General features: G+C 73.2%; 20 protein-coding genes and 1 pseudogene. 15 read left to right on the top strand and 6 right to left on the bottom strand.

Translation table 11 applies throughout. From position 1 onward, the window contains the following. Positions 1–22 precede the first annotated feature (22 nt). Together QWJ13_RS12685 and QWJ13_RS12690 are read left to right on the top strand one after the other, a co-directional pair. Positions 23–1,147 carry an adenylate/guanylate cyclase domain-containing protein gene (locus QWJ13_RS12685; RefSeq protein WP_316523826.1) on the top strand — a complete coding sequence of 375 codons (1,125 nt, stop codon included), beginning with the start codon at positions 23–25 and terminating at the stop codon, positions 1,145–1,147. Between the two features lie 406 nt (positions 1,148–1,553). Then, positions 1,554–2,687, top strand: a pseudogene (locus QWJ13_RS12690) (GGDEF domain-containing protein); the annotation flags it as partial. Between the two features lie 785 nt (positions 2,688–3,472). On the opposite strand, the gene QWJ13_RS12695 reads toward QWJ13_RS12690, so the two are convergent. Beyond that, positions 3,473–4,093 (bottom strand): TetR/AcrR family transcriptional regulator, encoded by a 621-nt coding sequence (locus QWJ13_RS12695; RefSeq protein WP_316523827.1) that lies wholly within the window; start codon positions 4,091–4,093, stop codon positions 3,473–3,475. Positions 4,094–4,195: 102 nt separating this feature from the next. On the opposite strand from QWJ13_RS12695, the gene QWJ13_RS12700 reads away from it, so the two are divergent. Both QWJ13_RS12700 and hutH read left to right on the top strand, forming a co-directional pair. Next, entirely contained in the window at positions 4,196–5,389 is a 1,194-nt protein-coding gene (locus QWJ13_RS12700) for a macrolide family glycosyltransferase (RefSeq protein WP_316523829.1), read from the top strand. Positions 5,390–5,489: 100 nt separating this feature from the next. Further along, positions 5,490–7,067: a histidine ammonia-lyase gene (hutH, locus tag QWJ13_RS12705; protein ID WP_316523830.1), complete on the top strand. Its 1,578-nt coding sequence runs from the start codon at positions 5,490–5,492 to the stop codon at positions 7,065–7,067. A 31-nt stretch (positions 7,068–7,098) separates the two neighbouring features. Here the strand turns inward: hutH and QWJ13_RS12710 are convergent, their stop codons facing one another. Beyond that, positions 7,099–7,503: a hypothetical protein gene (locus QWJ13_RS12710; protein WP_316523832.1), complete on the bottom strand. Its 405-nt coding sequence runs from the start codon at positions 7,501–7,503 to the stop codon at positions 7,099–7,101. Positions 7,504–7,730: 227 nt separating this feature from the next. Here QWJ13_RS12710 and QWJ13_RS12715 point away from each other — a divergent pair, with 227 nt between their 5' ends. From QWJ13_RS12715 to hutI, 6 genes are all read left to right on the top strand, one after another. After that, complete coding sequence (locus QWJ13_RS12715) at positions 7,731–8,600, top strand: MurR/RpiR family transcriptional regulator (protein WP_316523833.1); 870 nt, start codon at positions 7,731–7,733, stop codon at positions 8,598–8,600. Between the two features lie 79 nt (positions 8,601–8,679). Beyond that, positions 8,680–9,000 (top strand): hypothetical protein, encoded by a 321-nt coding sequence (locus QWJ13_RS12720; protein WP_316523834.1) that lies wholly within the window; start codon positions 8,680–8,682, stop codon positions 8,998–9,000. Between the two features lie 194 nt (positions 9,001–9,194). Further along, positions 9,195–10,865 carry a urocanate hydratase gene (hutU, locus tag QWJ13_RS12725; protein ID WP_316523835.1) on the top strand — a complete coding sequence of 557 codons (1,671 nt, stop codon included), beginning with the start codon at positions 9,195–9,197 and terminating at the stop codon, positions 10,863–10,865. 17 nt (positions 10,866–10,882) lie between these two features. Then, on the top strand, positions 10,883–12,064 hold the full coding sequence (locus QWJ13_RS12730; protein ID WP_316524018.1) for an allantoate amidohydrolase: 1,182 nt from the start codon (positions 10,883–10,885) through the stop codon (positions 12,062–12,064). Further along, positions 12,055–13,413, top strand: coding sequence for a formimidoylglutamate deiminase (locus QWJ13_RS12735; RefSeq protein WP_316523836.1), 1,359 nt, complete (start codon positions 12,055–12,057; stop codon positions 13,411–13,413). Before QWJ13_RS12730 ends, QWJ13_RS12735 begins: the two co-directional genes overlap by 10 nt. A gap of 35 nt (positions 13,414–13,448) precedes the next feature. Next, positions 13,449–14,618, top strand: coding sequence for an imidazolonepropionase (gene hutI / locus QWJ13_RS12740; RefSeq protein ID WP_316523837.1), 1,170 nt, complete (start codon positions 13,449–13,451; stop codon positions 14,616–14,618). 88 nt (positions 14,619–14,706) lie between these two features. Here hutI and QWJ13_RS12745 read toward each other — a convergent pair whose 3' ends face one another. Continuing rightward, complete coding sequence (locus tag QWJ13_RS12745) at positions 14,707–16,230, bottom strand: peptide MFS transporter (RefSeq protein ID WP_316523839.1); 1,524 nt, start codon at positions 16,228–16,230, stop codon at positions 14,707–14,709. 329 nt (positions 16,231–16,559) lie between these two features. Between QWJ13_RS12745 and QWJ13_RS12750 the strand changes: the two genes are divergently transcribed. Together QWJ13_RS12750 and QWJ13_RS12755 are read left to right on the top strand one after the other, a co-directional pair. Then, a complete protein-coding gene (locus tag QWJ13_RS12750) occupies positions 16,560–17,234 on the top strand; it encodes a response regulator transcription factor (RefSeq protein WP_030058577.1) in 675 nt (224 codons plus the stop codon). Positions 17,235–17,331: 97 nt separating this feature from the next. Further along, positions 17,332–18,585, top strand: coding sequence for an ATP-binding protein (locus QWJ13_RS12755; RefSeq protein WP_316523843.1), 1,254 nt, complete (start codon positions 17,332–17,334; stop codon positions 18,583–18,585). Between the two features lie 109 nt (positions 18,586–18,694). Here the strand turns inward: QWJ13_RS12755 and QWJ13_RS12760 are convergent, their stop codons facing one another. Continuing rightward, complete coding sequence (locus QWJ13_RS12760) at positions 18,695–19,183, bottom strand: GtrA family protein (protein WP_316523846.1); 489 nt, start codon at positions 19,181–19,183, stop codon at positions 18,695–18,697. 325 nt (positions 19,184–19,508) lie between these two features. Between QWJ13_RS12760 and QWJ13_RS12765 the strand changes: the two genes are divergently transcribed. Genes QWJ13_RS12765 through QWJ13_RS12775 form a run of 3 tightly spaced genes read left to right on the top strand, consistent with a single transcriptional unit; the run spans position 19,509 to position 22,409 of the window. Beyond that, positions 19,509–20,648: a 5-(carboxyamino)imidazole ribonucleotide synthase gene (locus tag QWJ13_RS12765; RefSeq protein ID WP_316523848.1), complete on the top strand. Its 1,140-nt coding sequence runs from the start codon at positions 19,509–19,511 to the stop codon at positions 20,646–20,648. Beyond that, positions 20,645–21,169: a 5-(carboxyamino)imidazole ribonucleotide mutase gene (gene purE, locus QWJ13_RS12770; RefSeq protein ID WP_316523850.1), complete on the top strand. Its 525-nt coding sequence runs from the start codon at positions 20,645–20,647 to the stop codon at positions 21,167–21,169. The genes QWJ13_RS12765 and purE overlap by 4 nt, the downstream gene beginning before the upstream one ends. Positions 21,170–21,200: 31 nt before the next feature. Next, on the top strand, positions 21,201–22,409 hold the full coding sequence (locus tag QWJ13_RS12775) for a dipeptidase (protein WP_316523852.1): 1,209 nt from the start codon (positions 21,201–21,203) through the stop codon (positions 22,407–22,409). Here QWJ13_RS12775 and QWJ13_RS12780 read toward each other — a convergent pair. Both QWJ13_RS12780 and QWJ13_RS12785 read right to left on the bottom strand, forming a co-directional pair. Beyond that, positions 22,406–22,819 carry a CoA-binding protein gene (locus QWJ13_RS12780; protein WP_316523854.1) on the bottom strand — a complete coding sequence of 138 codons (414 nt, stop codon included), beginning with the start codon at positions 22,817–22,819 and terminating at the stop codon, positions 22,406–22,408. The genes QWJ13_RS12775 and QWJ13_RS12780 overlap by 4 nt on opposite strands. A 102-nt stretch (positions 22,820–22,921) precedes the next feature. Beyond that, positions 22,922–24,259 (bottom strand): UDP-glucose dehydrogenase family protein, encoded by a 1,338-nt coding sequence (locus tag QWJ13_RS12785; RefSeq protein ID WP_316523856.1) that lies wholly within the window; start codon positions 24,257–24,259, stop codon positions 22,922–22,924. Positions 24,260–24,373 lie beyond the last annotated feature (114 nt).

A 24,373-nucleotide genomic window follows, 5' to 3' on the forward strand; every position in this document is an offset into this window, starting at 1 on the left:
GCGATCGCACGGGGACGGACCGGTGGCAGAGGACGGCAGCAGCGGCGCGTCGGCGGGCAGCAACGACCCCACGGTCGCGCTCGAACTGGAACGGCTGATCCTGGACGCGCCACGCCGCTACACCCCGTACCAGGCCGCGCGTGCCGCCGACGTCCCGATGGAGCTGGCCACCCGGTTCTGGCGGGCCATGGGCTTCCCCGACATCGGCCAGTCCAGGGCCCTGACCGACGGCGACGTGATCGCGCTGCGGCGGCTGGCCGGGCTGGTCGAGTCCGGGCTGCTCAGCGAGTCGATGGCGATCCAGGTGGCCCGCTCCACCGGCCAGACCACGGCCCGGCTGGCCGGCTGGCAGATGGACACCTTCCTGGAGAACCTCACCCAGTCCGCCGAACCCGGGCTGACCCGCGCCGATGTCGCGTACCCGCTGGTGGAGCTGCTGCTGCCGGAGCTGGAGCAGTTCCTGGTGTACGTCTGGCGGCGCCAGCTGGCGGCCGTCACCGGCCGGGTGGTGCAGGCCGCCGAGGACCACGAGATCACCAGCGGGCGGCTCGCCGTCGGCTTCGCCGACCTGGTCGGCTTCACCCGGCTGTCACGGCGGCTGGAGGAGGAGGAGCTCGGCGAGCTGGTCGAGACCTTCGAGAACACCTGCTCGGACCTGATCGCCGGCCAGGGCGGCCGGGTGATCAAGACGCTCGGCGACGAGATCCTCTACGTCTCCGAGGACCCGGCGACCGCCGCCGAGATCGCGCTCAGCCTGATCGAGGCGCTGGCCGGGGACGACATCATCCCGCCGCTGCGGGTCGGCATGGCCTTTGGCACGGTCACCTCGCGGATGGGCGACGTCTTCGGCACCACCGTCAACCTGGCCAGCCGGCTCACCTCGATCGCGCCCAAGGACGCGGTGCTGATCGACGGCGAGTTCGCCGCGGCGCTGGAGCAGAACGGCAGCGTCGCCCCGGCCGACTCGGAGGGGCCGGGCCTGGCCGAGGCACTGTCGGCCGCGGCCGGGATGCCCGCCTCCGGGCTGCCGATGCCGGGCCCGGACGCCGGGGCGCGGTTCCACCTCCAGCCGATGTGGCGGCGGCCGGTGCGGGGTCTCGGGCTGGTCGAGCCGTGGTTGCTCACCCGGCGGCTGAAGGCCGAGTAGGGGCTCATCAGAAGGGAAGACGTCCGCGGTGAAGGCACCCGCGGGCGCGCTTCGGCGTGGCGTCGTTTCCTGGGGCACCGTGCTCGGCCGGGCGCGGCCGGGTGCGGCGTTCCGGGTATCGAGCGGTTGAAACCCGTACGGTCTGCTTCGGGCCCTTTCGGGCAAACAGGGCATAACCGAGCGAAACCGCCCTAGTCTGGGTGCAAGTGACCGCTCGGGTGCGGTCGGCCGACGGGGGTCTGGCAGGACCGAGCACAGGGAGCGAGGCGAGCCGGTGAGCAGTGAGGCGATCATGATGGACCGCGACCGTGACTGCGACTGCGGCAGTCCTCGTCGGTCCGGTCCGCGGCACCCCGACCCGCTGCCCGACCTGCGGCTGCAGTCCGTGGTCGAGCTGGCCCAGGACATGGCCGCCGCGCTCACCCCGCTGGAGGCCGTCCGGGCCGCCGCCGTCCGGGCCACCGAGGCGCTCGGCGCCACCATGGCCGCCGTCTCGGTCTGGGACCGGGAGTCCGGCCGGCTGCGGGTCCTGGTGAACCACGGCGAACTCGCCCCGGGCGAGGAGGAGCTGCCCGAGGACGAGTCGTACCCCGTCGCCGACTTCCCCGAGATCGTCACCTATCTGGAGGAGCGCTGGACCACCGGGCGGCTGCCGCGCGCCTGGCTCCAGAGCGCCGAGAACAGCGAGCCGCACGCCGGCCACGCGCACCCGACCGCCGGCGCGTACTGCCAGGAACGCGCCGCGGCGCTGCGCCGGCGCGGGCGCGCCTGCTGCGTCGTCGCGCCGATCGTGCTGCACGGGCAGGCCTGGGGCGAGCTGTACCTCGCCCGGTCGGCCGGGATGCCCGAGTTCACCCACGCCGACGCCGACTACGCGACGCTGCTCGCCGCGCAGGTCTCGGCCGGGCTGGCGCAGACCGAGCGCCTCGCCGACCTGCGCAAGCTCGCCTTCTCCGACCCGCTCACCGGCCTCGCCAATCGGCGCGCCGTCGACACCCGGCTGGAGAGCGCGCTGGTGGCCCACAACCGGGACAACACCGTGGTCTCGCTGGTGGTCTGCGACGTCAACGGGCTGAAGCGGGTCAACGACGAGCTCGGCCACGAGATGGGCGACCGGCTGCTGGAACGGTTCGCCCACCAGCTCTCGCTGGCCGCCGCCAAGCTCCCCGGCAGCCTCGCCGCCCGGCTCGGCGGCGACGAGTTCTGCCTGCTCGTGGAGGGGCAGAAGGCCGACGAGGTGGTCGCCGTCGCCGAGGAGCTGTGCGCCCGGGCGCTCGCACTGTCCGAGGGCGAGGGCGTGGCCTGCGGCGTCGCCTCCACCGGGGACTCGATCGGGCCGGTCACCACCCCCGACCGGCTGTTCCGGCTCGCCGACGCCGCCCAGTACCGGGCCAAGGCCGCCCGCGCCGCCCACCCCGTGGTCGCCGGACGCAGCCACGGCCCCGGCTTCTCGCCCGACCCCACCGTGCTGCTCGCCGACGCCGCCGACCCCCACCACCGGGCGGACGGGCGGCGCGGCCCGAGCGGGCGCGCCGGGGCGGCCGACCGGCGGCGGTTCCGCGGCGCCGCCCACAGCGCCGACCCGGGGCAGCTGCTCACCGCCGTCCTCGCCTCCCTCGACCAGGCCGCCACCGGCCGGTCCGTCCACCCGGCGGACACCCTCGGCAAGCTGGTCGTGGTCGCCGAGGCCTCCGCCCGGCTGCTGGACGCCGTCGGCTGGTGGATCTCGTACGTCCCGCCCGGCTCCCACCTGATGCGCACCGCCCAGCACGCCGTCTACCGGATGACCAGCGGCCCCCGCAGCGCCCGCGCCGAGACCCAGCGCGCCCAGATCGAGGCCCCCGACGCGGTCTTCGACCTCCGCCACTACCCGATGACCCGCCGTGCCGTCCGAGGCGCCGCCTTCGCCCTGCGGGCGGGCGCGGCGGGCAACGACCCGGCGGAGGAGGCGATGCTCGTCGTCTCCGGCTACCGGGGCATGGTCGCGGCCGGCGGCCACAACCCGGCCGGCGGCTGGCTGGTGGAGCTCTTCGCCGACGACGCCACCCTCCCGCTGGGCCAGGCGGCCTGCGCGATGCGGGCGCTGGTCGCGGTCGCCCTGTCGGGCCCGGCCTCGCCCCCGGCGGTGTGAGCCCGCGCCGCGCCGCTCGGGCCCGCTGGGTCTCGGCGCGGGCGCCGCGGGCCCGGTCGCGGCCTCGGCGGCGGCCGCGTCGAAGAAGCGCCGACCGCGGCACACCTCCCACGGCGGCTTCGGCGGCCTGTTCACCTGGTTCGGCCTTGTCCTGCTGCTCGGCGTGCTGGTCGTGGTGCTGGCCGTGTACTGGTTCAGGCGCCGGTACCGGGCGTAGCCGGGGACGGGCCGAGGGCCCGTAGCGCGGCGTCGACCAGGAGGTCGGCGTGGGCGTGGGTGAGCGGGCCGAGGCGGTACTGCCAGCGGTAGTAGAGCGGGCCGTAGACGAGTTCGACGGCGAGGTCGAGATCGGCGTCGGGGGCGAGCTGGCCGGCCTCGCGGGCGCCGCGGAGGCGGTCGCGGGTGACCTCCAGCAGCGGGTCCAGCAGGCGGGTGCGGTACTCGGTGTGCAGCGCCGGGTCGTTGAGGATCTCGGCGACGAGCGCGCGGTAGGTGCGGTCGGTGTCCGGGTCGGTGAGTTCGTCGCTGGTGGGGCGCAGGACGGCGCGCAGGTCGGCGCGCAGGTCGCCGGTGTCGGGGAGGGCGAGGCTGCCCTCGTGCTCGCCGGCGGCGAGGAAGGCGTCGAAGACGACCGCCCCCTTCGACGGCCACCACCGGTAGATGGTCTGCTTGCCGACCCCGGCGCGGGCGGCGATCGCCTCGATGGTCAGCTTGCCGTAGCCGACCTCGGTGACGAGTTCGGCGGCGGCGGTGAGGACGGCGGTGCGCGAGCGCTCGCTGCGGCGGGCGGGGTCGGGAGCGGTTCCGGAAGCCATGGGGAAAATCCTAGGCGAAGCAACGAGACGAGACGTATTGTCTTCTCGAAGAACGAGGCGAGACGCTACGTCTCGTCTCACCCACTGTCCTCGGAGGTGCCCATGACCCGCCGCACACACATCCTGATGGTCTCCGTACCGGCCCACGGGCACGTCAACCCCAGCCTCGCCGTGATCGCCGAGCTGGTCGCCCGGGGGCACCGGGTCAGCTACGTCAACGACCCGTCCTTCCGCGAGACCGTCGAGTCCACCGGCGCGGCCTTCGTCCCCTACCCGACGAAGCTGCCGCTCTCCGACGACCCGGGCGGCTGGCTGGAGGACCCGGTGGCGATCCAGGAGGTGTTCCTGGAGGACGCGCTGTCGATGTGGTCCGTCCTGCTGGAGGCGTTCGAGGAGGACCGCCCGGACCTGGTGCTCTGCGACATCGCGGGCTTCGCCGGGCGGGCGCTCGGCGAGCGGCTGGGGGTGCCGGTGGTGCAGCTGTCGCCCGCCTTCGTCGGCTGGGAGGGCGTCGAGGAGGACATGGCCGAGGTCTTCGAGGCGGTCCGCACCGGCCCCGGCGGCCCCGAGCACTACCGGAGGTTCGCCGACTGGCTGGCCGAGGCCGGTGCGGTGCAGCGCGACGTGGACCTCTTCAAGGGGCGCCCCGAGCGGGCGATCGCCCTGATCCCGCGCGCTCTCCAGCCCCACGCCGACCGGGTCGACGAGCGGCGGATCAGCTTCGTCGGGCCGTGCTTCGGCGACCGGGCCCACCAGGGGCAGTGGCGGCGGCCGGCCGGCGCCGAGAAGGTGCTGCTGGTCTCGCTGGGCTCGGCCTTCACCCACCAGCCCGCCTTCTACCGGGCCTGCGTCCAGGCCTTCGGCGCGCTGCCGGGCTGGCACACCGTGCTCCAGGTGGGCAGGCACACCGACCTGGCCGAGCTGGGCGAGGTGCCGGACAGCGTCGAGGTGCACCGCTGGGTGCCGCAGCTGTCGGTGCTCTCCCAGGCGGACGCCTTCGTCACCCATGCGGGCATGGGCGGCTCCAGTGAGGGGCTGTTCCACGCGGTGCCGATGATCGCGGTGCCGCAGGCCGTCGACCAGTTCGCCAACGCGGACGCCCTGGTGGGCCTCGGCGTCGCCCGCCGACTGGACACCGAGCAGGCCACCCCGGAGGCGTTGCGCGCCGCCCTGCTGGAGCTGGTCGGTGACCCGGCGGTGGCCGAGCGGCTGCGGGAGCTGTCCGCCGCCGGTCGGGCCGAGGGCGGTACGGTCCGGGCGGCGGACCTGATCGAGGCGGAGCTCGTGACGAGGTAGCCGGGGGTGCGTGCGGAGGCCGATCGGGAGGGCGGAGAATCCGGAGGGCGAACACCTGTTGTCATATCTTCATTCACCTGATGTGATGGTGTATATGGATATGCACAGTGCTGTGGCCCCCGACGCTCCGCTCGTCCTGGTCGGCAAGGCCGACGTCAGCGCCGAGGACGTCCTGGCCGTCGCCCGGGGCAACGCCCGGGTCGAGATCGGCCCCGACGCGCTGGCCGAGATGGCCGCCGCCCGGGCGCGGATCGACGCCCTCGCGGCCGAGCCTCGCCCCGTCTACGGCGTGTCGACCGGCTTCGGCGCGCTCGCCGTGCGCCACATCAGCCCCGAGCTGCGCGCCCAGCTCCAGCGGTCGCTGGTGCGCTCGCACGCCGCCGGCATGGGCCCGGTGGTCGAGCGCGAGGTGGTCCGCGCGCTGATGTTCCTGCGGATGAAGACCCTGGCCTCCGGCCGTACCGGCGTCCGCCCGCTGGTCGCGCAGACCATGGCCGACCTGCTCAACGCCGGCATCACCCCGGTGGTGCGGGAGTTCGGCTCGCTCGGCTGCTCCGGCGACCTCGCGCCCCTGTCGCACTGCGCGCTGGTCCTGATGGGCGAGGGCACCGCCACCGGCCCGGACGGCGAGGAGAAGCCCGTCGCCGAACTGCTCGCCGCCGCCGGGATCGAGCCGGTCGAGCTGCTGGAGAAGGAGGGCCTGGCCCTCATCAACGGCACCGACGGCATGCTCGGCATGCTGGTGATGGCCATCGCCGACCTCCAGCGGCTGTTCACCACCGCCGACATCACCGCCGCGATGAGCCTGGAGGCGCTGCTCGGCACCGACAAGGTGCTCGCCCCCGAGCTGCACGCCCCGATCCGCCCCCACCCGGGGCAGGCGCTCAGCGCCGCCAACATGCTGGCCGTCCTCAAGGGCTCCGGCCTCACCGGCCACCACCAGGACGACGCGCCGCGGGTCCAGGACGCGTACTCGATCCGCTGCGCCCCCCAGGTGGCCGGCGCCGGCCGGGACACCCTGGCGCACGCCGCCCTGGTCGCCTCGCGCGAGCTCGCCGCCTCGGTGGACAACCCGGTCGTGCTGCCGGACGGCCGGGTGGAGTCCAACGGCAACTTCCACGGCGCCCCGGTCGCGTACGTGCTGGACTTCCTCGCCATCGCCGCCGCCGACCTCGGCTCGATCTCCGAGCGCCGCACCGACCGGCTGCTCGACAAGGCCCGCTCGCACGGCCTGCCGGCCTTCCTGGCCGACGACCCGGGCGTGGACTCCGGCCTGATGATCGCCCAGTACACCCAGGCGGCGCTGGTCAGCGAGAACAAGCGGCTCGCCGTCCCGGCCTCGGTCGACTCGATCCCGTCCTCCGCGATGCAGGAGGACCACGTGTCGATGGGCTGGTCGGCCGCGCGCAAGCTGCGCCAGGCGGTGGCCAACCTCGGCCGCATCCTGGCCGTCGAACTCACCGCCTCCGCCCGGGCGCTGGAGATCCGGCAGCAGGCCGACGGGGCGGGCGCGCCGGCCCCGGCCACCGCGGCCGCGCTGGCCGCCGCCCGGGAGGCCGGGGTCGGCGGCGCCGGCCGCGACCGCTTCCTCTCGCCGGACCTGGAGGCCGCCGCCGAACTGGTCGCCTCCGGCGGGCTGGTGCGGGCGGTCGAGCGGGTCACCGGCCCGCTGGCCTGAGGCGATGCCGACGCCGCGGGGTGACGGGGGCTCAGTCCCAGTCGCCCCGCGGCGAACGCTCCTGCCGGCCCAGGCGATTGCCCAGCGCGGCGGCGAAGTTGACCCCGACGATGCCCGCCCAACAGGCCAGCAGGCCGGCGAAGCCGCCGCTCTGCGGGCTGGACGCGATCGCCGACAGCGGGATGCCGAGGCCCAGCGAGACGATCGCGAGCTTGTTGCCGGGGCGCCGGTCGGAGCCCTGGCGCGCGGGGCGGGACCGCGGCGCGTAGTCGTCCAGCCGCTCGGCCGCCGACCGGTCGACCCGGGCGTCCAGCCGGGCGTCGAGCCGCTTCATGAAGGAGTCGACGAGGGCGTCCTCGTACTCCTTGCCGAGCTCCTTGCGGGCCTGGAGGGTGGCGTCGAGGTCGCGCCGCAGTTCGTCCTGACGAGTGTCCATGGGGCTAGCGTGGGGCCGCCGGGCCGCCCGGTCCATCCGTTCGCGGGAGGAATCCGGGCGGGCTCAGGGACAAATCAGGGTTTCCCCGAGCCGTGCGGGCCCGACCGGCCCGCCGCCCGACATCCGGGACGTCCCGCGAGGCGTCCCGTCGTACGAGACGACTTTGCCGGCGCCGGCGCGCTGCTGCACAGTCGTCGTCCCAACCGTCCCATCCGGAGGTACCGCTGATGACCGCCACCGACGAGGCCGGCAGCGTCGGCCCCTCCGCCCGGTTGCTCCAACTGTTCGAGGGGCACCGGCTGACGCCGACCCAGCGCCGGATCGCCCACTCGCTGGTGCGGCACGCCGGCGAGGCGCCGTTCCTGTCCAGCGTGGAGGTCGCCGAACTCGCGGGCGTCAGCCAGCCCTCCGTCACCCGCTTCGCGGTCGCCCTCGGGTACGACGGCTACCCGGCGCTGCGCAAGCGGCTGCGCGAACTCGGCGGGGGCGAGCAGGGCGCGCCGGAGAGCCCCGACGACGCGGTGCGCAACGAGCACCAGCAGGCCGTGCTCGCCGAGATCGCCCACCTGCGCCACCTCGCCGAACTCCTCGCCGACCCGGAGCCGATCATCCGGGCCGCCCGGCTGCTCGCCGCCTCCCGCCCGCTGCCGGTGCTCGGGCTGCGGGCCGCCTCGGCGCAGGCGCGCGGCTTCGCGTACTTCGCGGCCAAGGTGCACCCCGACATCCGGCTGCTGGACGAGGGCGGCAGCATGCTCGCCGACCGGCTGGAGCAGGCCCGAGCGGCCGGGGCCAGCGCGCTGCTCTGCTTCGCGCTGCCGCGCTACCCGCGGGAGTTGATGGACGCGCTGACGGTCGCCCGGGAGTGCGGGTTGACGGTGCTCACCGTGGCGGACAGCGCCTTCGCGCCGGTCGCCAAGCTGTCCGACCTGATGCTGCCGGCCGCCGTCGGCACCGGGCTGGTCTTCGACACCGCGTGCGCGCCGATGATGCTCGGCCGGGTGCTGTTGCAGTCCATGTGCGACGAACTCCCGGGCGCGGAGGCCCGGTTGGAGGCGATCGAGCAGTCGGCGGCGGCGCGCGGGCTGTTCTTGGAATGAGCGCGGCCTGGAGTGGTGCCGGGGCGGGGGAGTAGCCGTCACGGACCCGGGCATCCCCTCCTACAGGGGGTGCCGCCCAATGCATGTGATCCACGAGATGAAGTTCGTCGCCCGCCTCGCCTCGGGCGCCGACGAATGGTCCTGCCCCGCCTGCGGTCGCCGTGTCACCCTGCGGCGCCTGCCCGAACCCGAACTGACCGTCCTCGACCCGGGCGACGAGTCCGCCGTCCACGTCGGCGTCATCGAACCCGACGCCCGCTCCGCCGCGGCCGCCGAGAAGTACGGCCTCGGCCCCGTCCAGAACATCCCCCGCCCCCCGTCCCCGCCCACCCCGGACGCCGACGACCGCCGCTGGCTCGCCGAGATCGGCATCGACTGGGACGGCGGCGCGGCGGCCTGACTCGGCCGCGCGGCGCGTACAGCGGAAGCCGCATCAGCTCGTTCCGGCCGTGCCGGGCGGGCGTTCCGGCGTGCCTGGGGACCGGTTCCGGCCGTGGCTGATCGGATGGGTTCGGGGTCTAGTCGCGCATTGATTGTTTGGTTATATTCAGCCGAGTCGAACCTGAATGAATCCATCCGCAGGAGGCCGGGACTATGGTGCAGCAGCAGGCGAGTGGGCCGCGTGAGGTGCGGGCGGCGCGGGGGACCAAGCTGACGGCGCGGGGATGGCAGCAGGAGGCCGCCCTGCGGATGCTCATGAACAACCTCGACCCGGAGGTGGCCGAGCACCCGTCGAAGCTGGTGGTGTACGGCGGGACGGGCAAGGCGGCGCGGGACTGGCGGTCCTTCGACGCGATGGTGCGCACGCTGGAGGGGCTGAAGCAGGACGAGACCATGCTGGTCCAGTCCGGCCGCCCGGTCGGCGTGATGCAGACCCACGAGTGGGCGCCGCGCGTGCTGATCGCCAACTCCAACCTGGTCGGCGACTGGGCCAACTGGGAGGAGTTCCGCCGGCTGGAGAGCCTCGGGCTCACCATGTACGGCCAGATGACCGCCGGTTCGTGGATCTACATCGGCACCCAGGGCATCCTCCAGGGCACCTACGAGACCTTCGCGGCCGTCGCCAACAAGCGGTATGGGGGCACGCTGGAGGGCACCATCACCCTCACCGCCGGCCTCGGCGGGATGGGCGGTGCCCAGCCGCTGGCCGTCACCATGAACGGCGGCGTGGCGATCTGCATCGACTGCGACCCGTCCCGGATCTCCCGCCGGATCGAGCACCGCTACCTGGACGTCGAGGCCCGGGACCTCGCCCACGCGCTGGAGCTGGCCACCGAGGCCCGCGACAAGCGGCGGCCGCTGTCCATCGGCGTGCTGGGCAACGCCGCCGAGCTGGTCCCGCAGCTGCTCGCGATGGACGCGCCGATCGACATCGTCACCGACCAGACCAGCGCCCACGACCCGCTCAGCTACCTGCCGGTCGGCGTCGACTTCGACGACATGGCGGACTACGCGGCCGCCAAGCCCGCCGAGTTCACCCAGCGCTCGCGCGAGTCGATGGCCCGGCACGTCGAGGCGATGGTCGGCTTCCTGGACCGCGGCGCCGAGGTCTTCGACTACGGCAACTCGATCCGCGGTGAGGCCCAACTGGCCGGGTACGACCGCGCGTTCGCCTTCCCGGGCTTCGTCCCGGCGTACATCCGCCCGCTGTTCTGCGAGGGCAAGGGCCCGTTCCGCTGGGCGGCGCTGTCCGGAGACCCGCAGGACATCGCCAAGACCGACAAGGCCGTCCTCGACCTCTTCCCGGAGAACGAGTCGCTGGCCCGCTGGATCAAGATGGCCCAGGAGAAGGTGCACTTCCAGGGCCTGCCCGCGCGGATCTGCTGGCTCGGCTACGGCGAGCGCGACAAGGCCGGCGAGCGCTTCAACGACATGGTCGCCTCCGGCGAGCTGTCCGCGCCGATCGTGATCGGCCGCGACCACCTGGACTGCGGCTCGGTCGCCTCCCCGTACCGGGAGACCGAGGCGATGCTGGACGGCTCGGACGCGATCGCCGACTGGCCGCTGCTCAATGCCATGGTCAACGTGGCCTCCGGCGCCTCCTGGGTCTCCATCCACCACGGCGGCGGCGTCGGCATCGGCCGCTCGATCCACGCCGGGCAGGTCACCGTCGCCGACGGCACCGCGCTGGCCGGGGAGAAGATCCGCCGGGTGCTCACCAACGACCCGGGCATGGGCGTCATCCGGCACGTGGACGCCGGGTACGACCGGGCCGCCGAGGTCGCCGCGGAGCGTGGTGTCCGCGTCCCGATGGGTGAGCTGTGAGCCGGACCTTCGAAGAGATGTGGGCGGAGCTGCTCCCGGTGGGCCGCTCCGCCGCCTCCGGCGGCTACCGCCGCTTCGCCTGGAACTCCGCCGACGCCGAGTGCCGCGCCTGGTTCGAGCAGCAGGCCCGCGGCCGCGGCCTGACGTACGAGCTGGACCGCAACGGCAACCAGTGGGCCTGGCTGGGTGACCCGACCGCGCCGGGGGCGGTCGTCACCGGCTCGCACCTGGACTCCGTCCCGGACGGCGGCGCCTTCGACGGCCCGCTCGGCGTGGTCTCCTCCTTCGCCGCGCTGGACGAACTCCGCGCCCGCGGCGCCGAGTTCACCAAGCCGCTGGCGATCGTCAACTTCGGCGACGAGGAGGGCGCCCGGTTCGGCGTGGCCTGCATCGGCTCCCGGCTGACCTCCGGCGTCCTCGGCCGCGAGCAGGCGTACGAGCTGCGCGACGCCGACGGCGTCCGGCTGCCCGACGCGATGGAGAAGGCCGGCTACGACCCGACCGCGATCGGCGCGGACCACGAGCGGCTGTCCCGGATCGGCGCCTTCGTCGAACTGCACGTCGAGCAGGGCCGCCACCTCGCCGAGGGGCAGCCGGTCGGCGTCGCCGGGGCGATCTGGCCGCACGGCCGCTGGCGGTTCGACTTCCACGGCGAGGCCAACCACGCCGGCACCACCCGGATCGAGGACCGCCGCGACCCGATGCTGACGTACGCCAACACCGTGCTCGCCGCCCGCAAGAAGGCGAAGCAGGCGGGCGCGCTGGCCACCTTCGGCAAGGTCGCGGTCGAGCCCAACGGCACCAACGCGATCGCCTCGCTGGTGCGCGGCTGGCTGGACTCCCGGGCGGCCGACGAGCGCACCCTCACCGCGCTGGTCGCCGAGATCGAGCAGGCCGCCGCCGAGCGCGGCGGGCGCGACGGCGTCCGGGTCGAGCTGACCCGCGAGTCGTACACCCCGGTGGTGGACTTCGACGGGCCGCTGCGCGACCGGCTGGCCAAGCTGCTGGACGCCCCGGTGCTGCCCACCGGCGCGGGACACGACGCCGGCATCCTGGCCTCGGCGATCCCGACCGCCATGCTGTTCGTGCGCAATCCCACCGGCGTCTCCCACTCCCCGGCCGAGCACGCCGAGCCGGCCGACTGCCTGGCCGGGGTCGCCGCCCTCGCCGACGTACTGGAGGACCTGGCGTGTCAGTGACCCCGGCGACGTACTGGGCGCAGTACGCCTGGCTGCCGCACGACAACGGGCCGGTGGTCGAGCGGGACGTGCTGATCACCACCGGCCCCGGCGGGACGATCGCCGCCGTCACCCCGGACAGCGGCCCCTGCCCGCCCGGCGCCGTCCGGCTGGACGGGCTGCTGCTGCCCGGCCAGGCGAACTCCCACTCGCACGCCTTCCACCGGGCGCTGCGCGGGTTCGTCCAGGTCGGCTCCGGCACCTTCTGGACCTGGCGCGACACCATGTACCGGTTCGCCGGCGCGCTGGACCCGGACAGCTACCTGGAACTGGCCACCGCCGTCTACGCCGAGATGGCACTGGCCGGCATCACCGCCGTCGGCGAGTTCCACTACCTGCACCACGCGCCCGGCGGCGCCCGGTACACCGACCCGAACGCGATGGGCGAGGCGCTGATCGAGGCCGCCGCCCGGGCCGGCATCCGGATCACCCTGCTGGACACCTGCTACCTGTCCTCCGGCTTCGGCGCCGAGCCGACCACGCCGCAGCAGCGGTTCAGCGACGGCGACGCCGAGGCCTGGGCGGTGCGGGCGGACGCGCTCAAGCCGCGCGAGCACGCCCGGATCGGCGCGGCCATCCACTCGGTCCGGGCCGTCCCGGCCGAGCAGCTGGGCACCGTCGCGCACTGGGCGGCGACGCGCGAAGCGCCGCTGCACGTCCACCTGTCCGAGCAGACCGCCGAGAACGACGCCTGCCTGGCCGCGCACGGCGTCACCCCGACCAGGCTGCTCGCCGACCACGGCGCGCTCGGCCCGCGCACCTCGGCCGTGCACGCCACCCACCTGACCGACGAGGACGTCCGGCTGCTCACCGCCACCTCCACCACGGTCTGCATGTGCCCCACCACCGAGCGGGACCTCGCGGACGGCATCGGCCCGGCCCGCCGGCTCGCCTCGGGCGGCTCCCCGATCACCCTGGGCAGCGACAGCCACGCGGTGATCGACCCGTTCGAGGAGGCCAGGGCGCTGGAGCTGGACGAGCGGCTGCGCACCCGCACCCGCGGCCACTGGACGGCGGCCGCCCTGCTGCGGGCCGGCGCCGAGGACGGGCACGCCTCGCTCGGCTGGCCGGAGGCCGGACGGATCGAGGCCGGGGCGCTCGCCGACTTCACGGCGATCGCGCTGGACACCGTCCGCACGGCCGGCCCGCCGCCGCGGCTCGGCGCCGAGATCGCGGTCTTCGCGGCCTCGGCGGCGGACGTGCGGCACGTGGTGGTCGGCGGCCGGCACGTCGTCCGGGATGGCGCGCACCTGCTGGTGTCCGACGTGCCGGGCGCGCTGCGCTCCGCGATCGGCGCGCTGGACTGCTGACCCGTTCCCCCGTACCCCCTTCGGAAGGCCCCGTCTTGAACACCACCCTGATCACCGGCATCGGCAGCCTGGTCACCAACGACCCCGGACAGGGCGCCGGGCCGCTCGGCCTGGTGACCGACGCGGCCGTGGTGGTCGACGGCGGCACCGTCGCCTGGGTCGGCCGGGCGGCCGACGCCCCGGCCGCGGACGAGCGCGTCGACGCCGGGGGCCGGGCCCTGCTGCCCGGCTTCGTCGACTCGCACGCCCACCTGGTGTTCGCGGGCGACCGCACCGCCGAGTTCAACGCCCGGATGTCCGGGCAGTCGTACACGGCGGGCGGCATCCGCACCACGGTGGCCGCCACCCGGGCGGCGAGCGACGCCGAGCTGGACGCCAACCTGGCCCGGTTCGTCCGGGAGGCGGTCCGCCAGGGCACCACCACCATCGAGTGCAAGTCCGGCTACGGGCTGACGGTCGAGGACGAGGCGCGCTCGCTGCGGATCGCCGCCGAGCACACCCCGGAGACCACCTACCTGGGCGCGCACGTGGTCGCCCCCGAGTACGCCGAGGACCCGGCCGGGTACGTCGACCTGGTGACCGGCGAGATGCTGGACGCCTGCGCGCCGCACGCCCGCTGGGTGGACGTGTTCTGCGAGAAGGGCGCCTTCGACGGGGACCAGGCCCGGGCGATCCTGACCGCCGGCATCGAGCGCGGCCTCACCCCCCGGGTGCACGCCAACCAGCTCACGTACGGGCCGGGCGTGCGGCTGGCCGTCGAGCTGGGAGCCGCCTCGGCGGACCACTGCACCCATCTGACCGACGAGGACGTGGCGGCGCTGGCCGGCTCGGCGACGGTGGCGACGCTGCTGCCGGGCGCGGAGTTCTCCACCCGGGCCGAGTACCCGAGCGGGCGCCGGCTGCTGGACGCGGGCGCGGTGGTGGCGCTGTCCACCGACTGCAACCCGGGTTCCAGCTTCACGAGCTCGATGGCGTTCTGCATCGCGGTCGCGGTGCGGGAGATGGGGATGACCCCGGACGAGGCCCTCTGGGCGGCCACCGCGGGCGGCGCCCGGGCCCTGCGCCGCACCGACGTCGGCACGGTCACCGTCGGCGCCCGGGCGGACCTGCTGCTGCTGGACGCCCCCTCGCACGTCCACCTGGCCTACCGCCCGGGGGTGCCGCTGACCGCGGCGGTCTGGCGCGCGGGCGTCCGCGAGGTCTGAGAGCTCCGGGAGCCGTACGGAAAACGACCGGGGCCGCCGTGGATCTCAGGAATCCACGGCGGCCCCGGAGCAGGCAGGGGGACGGGCGTCAGTGCACGTCGCCCATGAGGGCCTGGACCTTCTTGCGGTAGGTGAAGACGGCGAACCCGGCGAGGGCGGCCAGCGAGGCCTCCATCGCGATGATCCCGGTGCCGTTGAGGCTGACGCCGGCCAGCGAGAGCAGGCTGGTGGTGCAGTCACCGGCGGTGACGGCGAGGAACCAGACGCCCATCATCTGGGAGGCGTACTTGCGCGGCGCCATCTTGGTGGTGACCGAGAGGCCGACCGGGGAGAGGCACAGCTCGCCGATGGTCTGGATCAGGTAGATCGAGACCAGCCACAGCGGGGAGACCAGGGTGCCGCCGTCGGCCATCGTCATCGGGATGATGAAGATGAAGAACGAGGCGCCGACCAGGACCAGGCCGATCGAGAACTTCACGATGGTGTTCGGCTCCTTGTCCCGGCGGGACAGCCAGAGCCACAGCCAGGCGAAGACCGGCGCGAACGCCATCACGAACAGCGGGTTCAGCGACTGGAACCAGGTGGCCGAGAAGCCGAGGCCGAACAGGTTGTCGGCGGTCTTCTTGTCCGCGAACAGGGAGAGCGTCGAACCGCCCTGGTCGTAGATCATCCAGAAGATCGCGGCCGCGGCGAAGAACCAGATGTACGCGGACATCTTGGACTGCTCGTCGGTGGTCAGGTCCTTGTCGCGCTTGATCCGGGTCAGCACGGTGACCGGGATCAGCAGACCGGCGACGGTCAGCGGGACGAGGGTCCAGTTCAGGGTGTAGAAGCCCAGGCCGACGACGGCGCCGTAGAAGGCGGCGACGCCCAGCAGGACCAGGCCGACCTTGACCAGCAGGCTCTTGCGCTCCTGCGACAGCAGCGGGTTGGGGACCACGCTGCTCTGGGCGCTCAGGTGGCGGCTGCCGAGCAGGAACTGGGTCAGACCGAAGGCCATGCCGACCGCGGCCAGGCCGAAGCCCAGGTGCCAGTTGTACTCCTTGCCGATCGTCCCGATGACGAACGGGGCGACGAAGGCGCCGAGGTTGATGCTCATGTAGAAGACGGTGAAGCCACCGTCGCGGCGCGGGTCCTCGGGGCCGTTGTAGAGCTGGCCGACCATCGTGGAGATGTTGGCCTTCAGCAGCCCGGAACCGAGCGCGACCAGGAGCAGGCCGACGAAGAACGCCGCCTGGCCCGGGACGGCCAGCGCGATGTGGCCGGACATGATCACGAACCCGGCGATGGCGACGGTCTTGCGGGCGCCCCAGACCCGGTCGCCGAACCAGCCGCCCGGGTAGGCCATGAGGTAGACCATCGAGACGTAGACGGAGTAGATCGCCGTCGCCGTCGTCGCCTTCATGGCGAGACCGCCGCCCTGGCTGCCGACGGCAGCGTCGGCACCACCGGAGACCAGGTAGTAGATGAGCAGCGCGCGCATGCCGTAGTAGGAGAAGCGCTCCCACATCTCGGTCATGAACAGGGTGGCGAGCCCTCGGGGATGCCCGAGGAAGGTCTTGCCGCTGGGATTGGCCGACGAGACGCCGGTGTCCAGGGTCTTAGACGCCATGAGTAGTGGTTCCTTGCCTGACAGCGTCCGCCCGGGGGTGTTGCGGCGGACGTGGACAGAACCACTCTACGTGGCGACATTTGGCTTTATCAGATGACAAAGGCCACTCATCAGGTGTGGGAATCGCTAAGTTGGCGACAGATCCGCTCGATCTATCGATGGTAAATGGGCGCGTATCCCTTCGGTTCAAAGATCCAAGTGGAGAATCTTCGCTGAACTGCCGGTCCGTCACGCCTCGTTGAGTGCGATGGGGGGCTTATATAACGATCACGCTCTGTGAACTACCTCACAGGGCTTACGGGGTTACCCGAGCGGACTACCATCACCACATGACCTGTGTGCTGCTCGCCGAGGACGATCCGGCGATCTCCGAACCGCTCGCCCGGGCCCTGCGACGCGAGGGCTATGAGGTGCTCGTCCGCGAGGACGGTCCGACCGCACTCGCCGCCGGCCTCACCGAGGAGGTCGACCTCGTCGTCCTGGACCTCGGCCTGCCCGAGATGGACGGCCTGGAGGTCTGCCGCCGCCTGCGCGCCGACGGCAAGAGCTGCCCCGTCCTGGTGCTCACCGCCCGCGCGGACGAGGTGGACACCGTGGTCGGCCTGGACGCCGGTGCCGACGACTACGTCACCAAGCCCTTCCGCCTGGCCGAACTGCTCGCCCGCGTCCGGGCCCTGCTCCGGCGCGGCAACGTCGACCAGCTCACCACCGGCGCGCACGGGGTGAAGATCGACATCGAGTCCCACCGCGCCTGGCTCGGCGACGAGGAGCTCACCCTCTCCGCCAAGGAGTTCGAGCTGCTGCGCGTCCTGGTCCGGGACGCCGGCCGGGTGGTCACCCGCGAGGAGATCATGCGGCAGGTCTGGGACACCACCTGGTGGACCTCCACCAAGACCCTGGACATGCACATCTCCTGGCTGCGCAAGAAGCTCGGCGACGACGCGGCCAACCCGCGCTACATCGCCACCGTGCGTGGCGTCGGCTTCCGGTTCGAGAAGAACTGACCCCGTCGGAGAGAGTCACCCCCGTCAGCGATCGGGGCCGGGCGTCGTCCGACGGAGACGGCGTCCGGTGGAACGGAACACCTCGGGGAGCGGCAGCGTGAAACGCCGGATGATCAACTCGCTGCTGGGCGTCGTCCTGGTGGTGGTCGCGGTGTTCTGCGTGCCGCTCGCCCTCGTCGAGAAGCGGACCATCGTCAACTCGGCCCAGGACCGGGTGGACGCGGCCGCCGTCCGGGTCCTCGCCCTGGTGGAGAGCCGGCTCGCCGCGGGGGAGCCGGTCACCGGGCGCGCCTTCGAGAGCCAGGTCACCGAGGGCAGCTACGTCGAGGTCCAGGTGCCCGGCCAGCCGGTGGTCTCGGCGGGCGAGCGCCCGGCCGGGAACCACCTGCTGAAGGCCGTCGAGCGCGGCAACAGCGGCGAGACCGTCACCGTCGAGCAGTCCCGCGAGGACGTCGACCACGAGATCGCCAACAACCTGCTGCTGCTCGGCGTGGTCGCCCTGCTGGCCGTCCAGGCCGCGGTGGCGCTGGCCGTCTGGCAGGCCAAGCGGCTCGCCCGGCCGCTCACCGACCTCGCCGAGACCGCCGAACGGCTCGGCTCCGGCGACCCGCGCCCGCGCGACCGCCGCTACGGGGTGCCCGAGCTCGACCGGGTCGCCGAGGTGCTGGACACCAGCGCCGAACGGATCGCCCGGATGCTCACCGCCGAGCGCCGGCTCGCCGCCGACGCCTCGCACCAGCTGCGCACCCCGCTCACCGCGCTCTCCATGCGGCTGGAGGAGATCACCGCCCTCGCCGAGGACCCGGAGACGGTCAAGGAGGAGGCGACCATCGCCCTCCAGCAGGTCGAGCGGCTCACCGACGTGGTCCAGCGGCTGCTCACCACCCAGCGCGACCCGCGCAGCCCCACCGCCGTCGCCTTCGACCTCGACGAGGTGATCAAGCAGCAGGTGGAGGAGTGGGGCCCCACGCTGCGCGAGCAGAGCCGGGTGCTGTCCCTGGAGGGGCTGCACGGGGTCACCGCGGTCGGCACCCCGGGCACGGTGGCCCAGGTGCTGGCGACCCTGATCGAGAACTCGCTGATGCACGGCGCCGGGACGATCACCCTGCGGGTCCGGCCGTCCGGCACCTCGGTGGTGATCGAGGTCCAGGACCAGGGCGCCGGCGTCCCGGCGGACCTCGGCAACCGGGTGTTCGAGCGCGCGGTCAGCGGCCGCAACTCCACCGGCATCGGCCTGGCCGTCGCCCGCGACCTCGCGGAGGCGGACGGCGGGCGACTGGAGCTGCTCTCGCTGAAGCCGCCGGTGTTCGCGCTCTTCATCGGGCGCAGCCACGAGGACACCGTGCGCTGAGGCTCCGGGTCTCCGGGAACGGCGAAGAGCCCCTGGAACCAGCGAAGAAACCCCGGAGACAGCGAAGAGCCCCGGCGGCCCGCCGGGGCTCTGTCGTGCGTGCGGGGGCCTATTCGGCCGAGGCGTAGCGGATCTGCTCGGCGGCCAGCATCCGCTCGGCCTGGGCGGCGGGCTGCTGGGCGGGCACCGTCGGCTGCTGGACGGGCGCGGCGGCCGGCTCCGGCACGGCCTTGAACACCCAGGTGCGGTACGAGACGAAGCGGAACACGGTGGCCACCGCGAGGCCGATCACCTTCGCGCCGATCTGCTCGAAGTGCGAGTCCAGGCGCAGCACGTACACCGAGAAGCCGAGCACACCGGTCTCGATCAGCATGCCGATGCCGCTGTAGACCAGGAAGAGCGTGATCTCGCGCTTGCGGGAGGCAGCGTCGCGCTCCCGGTAGAGCCAGTAGCGGTAGCCCAGGTAGTTGGTCGCGATCGCGATCACCGTCGCGACGATGTTCGACCGGACCGAGGCCAGGCCCATGCCGTTGATGCAGACCCAGAAGACGGCGAAGTTGACCACCACACCGCTCAGCCCGACGATGCCGAACTTCACGACTTCACCCGTGATCCCACGCATCTTCTGCGCGAGAGGGGGTTTCGAAGCTGGGGTCGCCGCCATACCGGACTGCCTCCATGTGCACCTGGGTCGAAAGGGCTGACCACGGCGTCGCGGACACCCCTTGAGCCCTGCGTGCACGCACATGATCACACCGCGCAGACCAGGACCTGGCCGTCCAGGCTACCCGCTTCCACCGAACGGCTCAGCCGGGAGGGCGGCAGGTTGACATCTACGCGCGTCCGTTCGAATGGCCCCACCGCGGCCGTAAACGCCTCCGACCGGCCCGGATATCCTGGGCCGCGTGACTTCCCCGGGCAATGTGAATTTTCCAGTGGTGGGCATGATCGGTGGCGGGCAGCTGGCCCGCATGGCACACCAGGCGGGCATCCCGCTCGGGGTCAGGTTCAAACTCCTCGCCGACACGCCCCAGGACTCCGCCGCACAGGTGGTCTCCGACGTCGTCCTCGGTGACTACCGCGACCTCGACACCCTGCGCGCCTTCGCCGCCGGCTGTGACGTGATCACCTTCGACCACGAGCACGTCCCCACCGAGCACCTCCGGGCGCTGGAGGCCGACGGCATCGCCGTCCGCCCCGGCCCGGACGCGCTGGTCAACGCCCAGGACAAGGGCGTGATGCGGGCCAAGCTGGACTCCATCGGCGTGCCCTGCCCCCGGCACCGGATCGTCGCCGACCCGGCCGACGTCACCGCCTTCGCGAACGAGGGCACCGGCTACCCGGTCGTCCTGAAGACCGTCCGCGGCGGCTACGACGGCAAGGGCGTCTGGGTCGTCGACGACGAGGAGCAGGCGCGGGCCCCGTTCCTGGCCGGCGTCGCGGTGCTGGCCGAGGAGAAGGTCGACTTCGTCCGCGAGCTGGCCGCCAACGTGGTCCGCTCGCCCAGCGGCCAGGCCGTCGCCTACCCGGTGGTGGAGAGCGTCCAGGAGAACGGCGTCTGCGCCGAGGTCACCGCCCCCGCGCCGGACCTCGACCCGGCCCTGTCCGACGAGGCCCAGCAGCTCGCCCTGCGGATCGCCGGCGACCTGGGCATCGTCGGCCACCTCGCCGTCGAGCTGTTCCAGACCCGGGACGGCCGCATCCTGGTCAACGAGCTGGCCATGCGCCCGCACAACTCCGGGCACTGGACCCAGGACGGCGCCGTCACCTCGCAGTTCGAGAACCACCTGCGGGCCGTCCTCGACCTCCCGCTCGGCGACCCCCGCCCGCGCGCCAAGTGGACCGTCATGGTCAACGTCCTCGGCGGCGACTACCCGGACATGTACCACCCCTTCCTGCACTGCATGGCCCGCGACCCCGGGCTGAAGATCCACATGTACGGGAAGGACGTGAAGCCCGGCCGCAAGGTCGGCCACGTCAACGTCTTCGGGGACGACCTCGAAGACGTCCGCGAGCGCGCCCGCCACGCGGCCGCCTACCTGCGAGGAACGATCACCGAATGACCTCTCCTGTCGTTGGCATCGTGATGGGCTCGGACTCCGACTGGCCGGTCATGGAGGCCGCCGCCCAGGCGCTCGACGAGTTCGAGATCCCCTACGAGGTGGACGTCGTCTCCGCCCACCGGATGCCGCGCGAGATGGTCGCGTACGGCGAGCAGGCCCACCGGCGCGGCCTGAAGGCGATCATCGCGGGCGCCGGCGGCGCGGCCCACCTGCCGGGCATGCTCGCCTCCGTCACCCCGCTGCCGGTCATCGGCGTGCCGGTGCCGCTGCGCTACCTGGACGGCATGGACAGCCTGCTGTCGATCGTCCAGATGCCCGCCGGCGTCCCGGTGGCGACCGTCTCGGTGGCCGGCGCCCGCAACGCCGGCCTGCTCGCGGTCCGGATGCTCGCCGCGTTCGACCCCGAACTCACCGAGAAGATGACCGACTTCCAGGCCGAGCTGAACAACCAGGCCACCGAGAAGGGCGCCAAGCTGCGCGCCAAGGTGGCCGGCTCCACCTCCTTCGGATTCGGCAAGTAACCCGGCGGCGGGGTGGGGTAGAACAGCGCGTATGACTTCGGACTCCCTCACCCCGCTGGACCGGGCCCGCACCCTGCTGCGCACCGCCCCCGTGGTGGACGGCCACAACGACCTCCCCTGGGCGATGCGCGAGCAGGTCGGGTACGACCTCGGCGCGCTCGACCTCGCCGCCGACCAGAGCGACCGCCTGCACACCGACCTCGCCCGCCTCGCGGAGGGCGGGGTCGGCGCGCAGTTCTGGTCCGTCTACGTCCCGGCCTCGCTGGCCGGCGACCACGCGGTGAGCGCCACCCTGGAGCAGATCGACTTCGTCCGGGCCCTGGTCGAGCGCTACCCGGACCGGCTGCGGCAGGCCCGCACCGCCGACGACATGGAGGCCGCCCGCGCCGACGGCCGGATCGCCTCCCTGATGGGCGCCGAGGGCGGCCACTCCATCGACTGCTCGCTGGCCACCCTGCGCGCCCTGTACGAGCTGGGCGTGCGGTACATGACGCTCACCCACAACGACAACGTGCCGTGGGCGGACTCCGCGACCGACAAGCCGGTGGCCGGCGGGCTGACCCGGTTCGGCGAGGAGGTCGTCCGGGAGATGAACCGGCTCGGCATGCTCGTCGACCTCTCGCACGTCTCCGCCGACACCATGCGTGACGCCCTGCGGGTCACCGAGGCGCCCGTCGTCTTCTCGCACTCCTCCTCGCGCGCGGTCTGCGACCACCCGCGCAACATCCCGGACGACGTGCTCGCCCAGCTGCCCGCCAACGGCGGCGTCGCGATGGCGACCTTCGTGCCGAAGTTCATCCTGCCCGCCGCCGTCGGGTGGACCCGGGCCGCCGACGAGAACATGCGCGCCCACGGCTTCCACCCGCTGGACATCACCCCGCCGGCCATGGAGTGCCAGTACGCCTTCGAGGCCGCCAACCCGCGCCCGATCGCCACCCCGGCCACCGTCGCCGACCACCTCGACCACATGCGCGAGGTCGCCGGCATCGACCACATCGGCATCGGCGGCGACTTCGACGGCACCGCCTTCCTGCCGGACGGCCTGGACTCGGTGGCCGGCTACCCCAACCTGGTCGCCGAACTCCTCGGCCGCCACTGGTCGGAGGCCGACCTCGCCAAGCTCACCTGGCACAACGCGGTCCGCGTCCTGCGCGACGCCGAGTCCGTCGCCGCCCGGCTGCGGGCGGACCGCGGCCCGTCCATCGCCACCATCGCCCGGCTGGACGGCTCCGCCGGCTAGCCCAGCCTGGGGATCTCGATGGCCGGGCACCGGTCCATCACCATGGCCCGCCCGGCCTCCCGGGTCCGCTGGTAGGCCGCCTCGTCCACCACGCCCAGCTGGAACCAGACGGCCTTGGCCCCGACGGCCACCGCCTGGTCGGCCACCTCCCCGGCCAGCGCGCTGTTCACGAACACGTCCACCACGTCGACCGGGAACGGGATCTCGGCGAGCGAGGCGTAGCCCTGCTCGCCGAGCACCGTCTCGGCCTTCGGGTGCACGGGCACGACGCGCTTGCCGTACGCCTGGAGCACCTGCGCCACCCGGTACGCGGCCCGGGAGGTGTTGCCGGACAGGCCGACCACCGCCCAGGTGTCGCCCGTGCCGGTGAGGATCCCGCGGATCGTCGCTTCGTCGCCGTAGCTCGTCATGCCGGTGGCAACGGCGCGGCCCGCGAGGGGATTCCCGGCCCGGACGGCGAAGCGCCCGCCTCCGGTGCGGGGGCGGGCGCTTGGTGCGGCGGGGCAGGGGCGTCAGCTGGGGCGGCCGAGGGCGCGGTAGGTCCAGCCGGCGGCGCGCCAGGCGTCGGCGTCCAGGACGTTGCGGCCGTCCAGCAGGCGGCGCTCGGCGACCACGGCGCCGAGCTCGGCCGGGTCCAGCTCGCGGAACTCGGCCCACTCGGTGAGGTGGAGGACGACGTGGGCGCCCTCCACGGCCTCCAGGGCGGAGTGGGCGTAGGCGAGGGACGGGAACATCTTGCGGGCGTTGTCCACGGCCTTCGGGTCGTAGACGGTGACCTGGGCGCCCTGGAGCTGGATCTGGGCGGCCACGTTGAGGGCGGGGGAGTCCCGGATGTCGTCCGAGTTGGGCTTGAAGGCGGCGCCGAGGACGGCGACCCGGCGGCCCAGGAAGCCGCCGCCGCACTGCTCGCGGGCCAACTCCACCATCCGGGAGCGGCGCCGCATGTTGATCGAGTCGACCTCGCGCAGGAAGGTCAGCGCCTGGTCGGCGCCCAACTCGCCGGCCCGCGCCATGAACGCGCGGATGTCCTTGGGCAGGCAGCCGCCGCCGAAGCCGAGGCCGGACTGGAGGAACTTGCCGCCGATCCGCTCGTCGTAGGCGAGTGCCCGGCTGAGCTGGGTGACGTCCGCGCCGGCCGCCTCGCAGACCTCGGCCATCGCGTTGATGAAGGAGATCTTGGTGGCCAGGAAGGAGTTGGCCGCCGCCTTGACCAGCTCGGCGGTCGCGAAATCGGTGACCATGAACGGCACCCCGGCCGAGATCGGCTCCGCGTACACCTCGCGCAGCAGCCGCTCGGCCCGCTCGCTCTGGGCGCCGACCACGATCCGGTCCGGCCGCAGGGTGTCCTGGACGGCGAAGCCCTCGCGCAGGAACTCCGGGTTCCAGGCGAGTTCGGCGCCCTCGCCGGCCGGCGCCAGCGCGGCCAGCCGCTCGGCCAGCCGGGCCGCCGAGCCGACCGGGACGGTGGACTTGCCGACCACCAGCGCGGGGCGGGTCAGATGCGGCGCGAGCTCGTCGATCGCGGTGTCGACGTAGGTCATGTCGGCGGCGAACTCGCCCTTGCGCTGCGGGGTGTTGACGCAGATGAAGTGCACGTCGCCGAACTCGGCGGCCTCCTTGGCGGAGGTGGTGAAGCGCAGCCGCCCGGTCGAACCCTCGTGTCCGGCCACGTGCTTGAGCAGCAGTTCGGACAGTCCGGGCTCGTACATCGGGACCCGCCCTGCGGTCAGCATGGCGATCTTGTCGGGGTCGATGTCCAGACCCAGCACCTCGAAGCCGAACTCGGCCATCGCGGCGGCATGGGTGGCGCCGAGATAGCCGGTGCCGATCACGGAGATGCGGAGGGTCACGGGTTCTCCTTGGATGCGGACGCGACCAGTACGGACGCCCTGATGCTATCGGCCCGCCGCGGACGCCCCGGGATCGCCTGCACGCCCGGAACGCTAGGCAGCCGCAGGTCGGGC

The organism is Kitasatospora brasiliensis (assembly GCF_032654805.1).
GTDB classification, from domain to species: domain Bacteria; phylum Actinomycetota; class Actinomycetes; order Streptomycetales; family Streptomycetaceae; genus Kitasatospora; species Kitasatospora brasiliensis.

What these genes read in the sequence shown, in the direction of transcription:
- QWJ13_RS12695 (WP_316523827.1), bottom strand. Translation starts at nt 4,093, where the DNA reads ATGGCTTCCGGAACCGCTCCCGACCCCGCCCGCCGCAGCGAGCGCTCG.
- QWJ13_RS12700 (WP_316523829.1), top strand. Translation starts at nt 4,196, where the DNA reads ATGACCCGCCGCACACACATCCTGATGGTCTCCGTACCGGCCCACGGG.
- hutH (WP_316523830.1), top strand. Translation starts at nt 5,490, where the DNA reads ATGCACAGTGCTGTGGCCCCCGACGCTCCGCTCGTCCTGGTCGGCAAG.
- QWJ13_RS12710 (WP_316523832.1), bottom strand. Translation starts at nt 7,503, where the DNA reads ATGGACACTCGTCAGGACGAACTGCGGCGCGACCTCGACGCCACCCTC.
- QWJ13_RS12715 (WP_316523833.1), top strand. Translation starts at nt 7,731, where the DNA reads ATGACCGCCACCGACGAGGCCGGCAGCGTCGGCCCCTCCGCCCGGTTG.
- QWJ13_RS12720 (WP_316523834.1), top strand. Translation starts at nt 8,680, where the DNA reads ATGCATGTGATCCACGAGATGAAGTTCGTCGCCCGCCTCGCCTCGGGC.
- hutU (WP_316523835.1), top strand. Translation starts at nt 9,195, where the DNA reads ATGGTGCAGCAGCAGGCGAGTGGGCCGCGTGAGGTGCGGGCGGCGCGG.
- QWJ13_RS12730 (WP_316524018.1), top strand. Translation starts at nt 10,883, where the DNA reads ATGTGGGCGGAGCTGCTCCCGGTGGGCCGCTCCGCCGCCTCCGGCGGC.
- QWJ13_RS12745 (WP_316523839.1), bottom strand. Translation starts at nt 16,230, where the DNA reads ATGGCGTCTAAGACCCTGGACACCGGCGTCTCGTCGGCCAATCCCAGC.
- QWJ13_RS12750 (WP_030058577.1), top strand. Translation starts at nt 16,560, where the DNA reads ATGACCTGTGTGCTGCTCGCCGAGGACGATCCGGCGATCTCCGAACCG.
- purE (WP_316523850.1), top strand. Translation starts at nt 20,645, where the DNA reads ATGACCTCTCCTGTCGTTGGCATCGTGATGGGCTCGGACTCCGACTGG.
- QWJ13_RS12775 (WP_316523852.1), top strand. Translation starts at nt 21,201, where the DNA reads ATGACTTCGGACTCCCTCACCCCGCTGGACCGGGCCCGCACCCTGCTG.
- QWJ13_RS12780 (WP_316523854.1), bottom strand. Translation starts at nt 22,819, where the DNA reads ATGACGAGCTACGGCGACGAAGCGACGATCCGCGGGATCCTCACCGGC.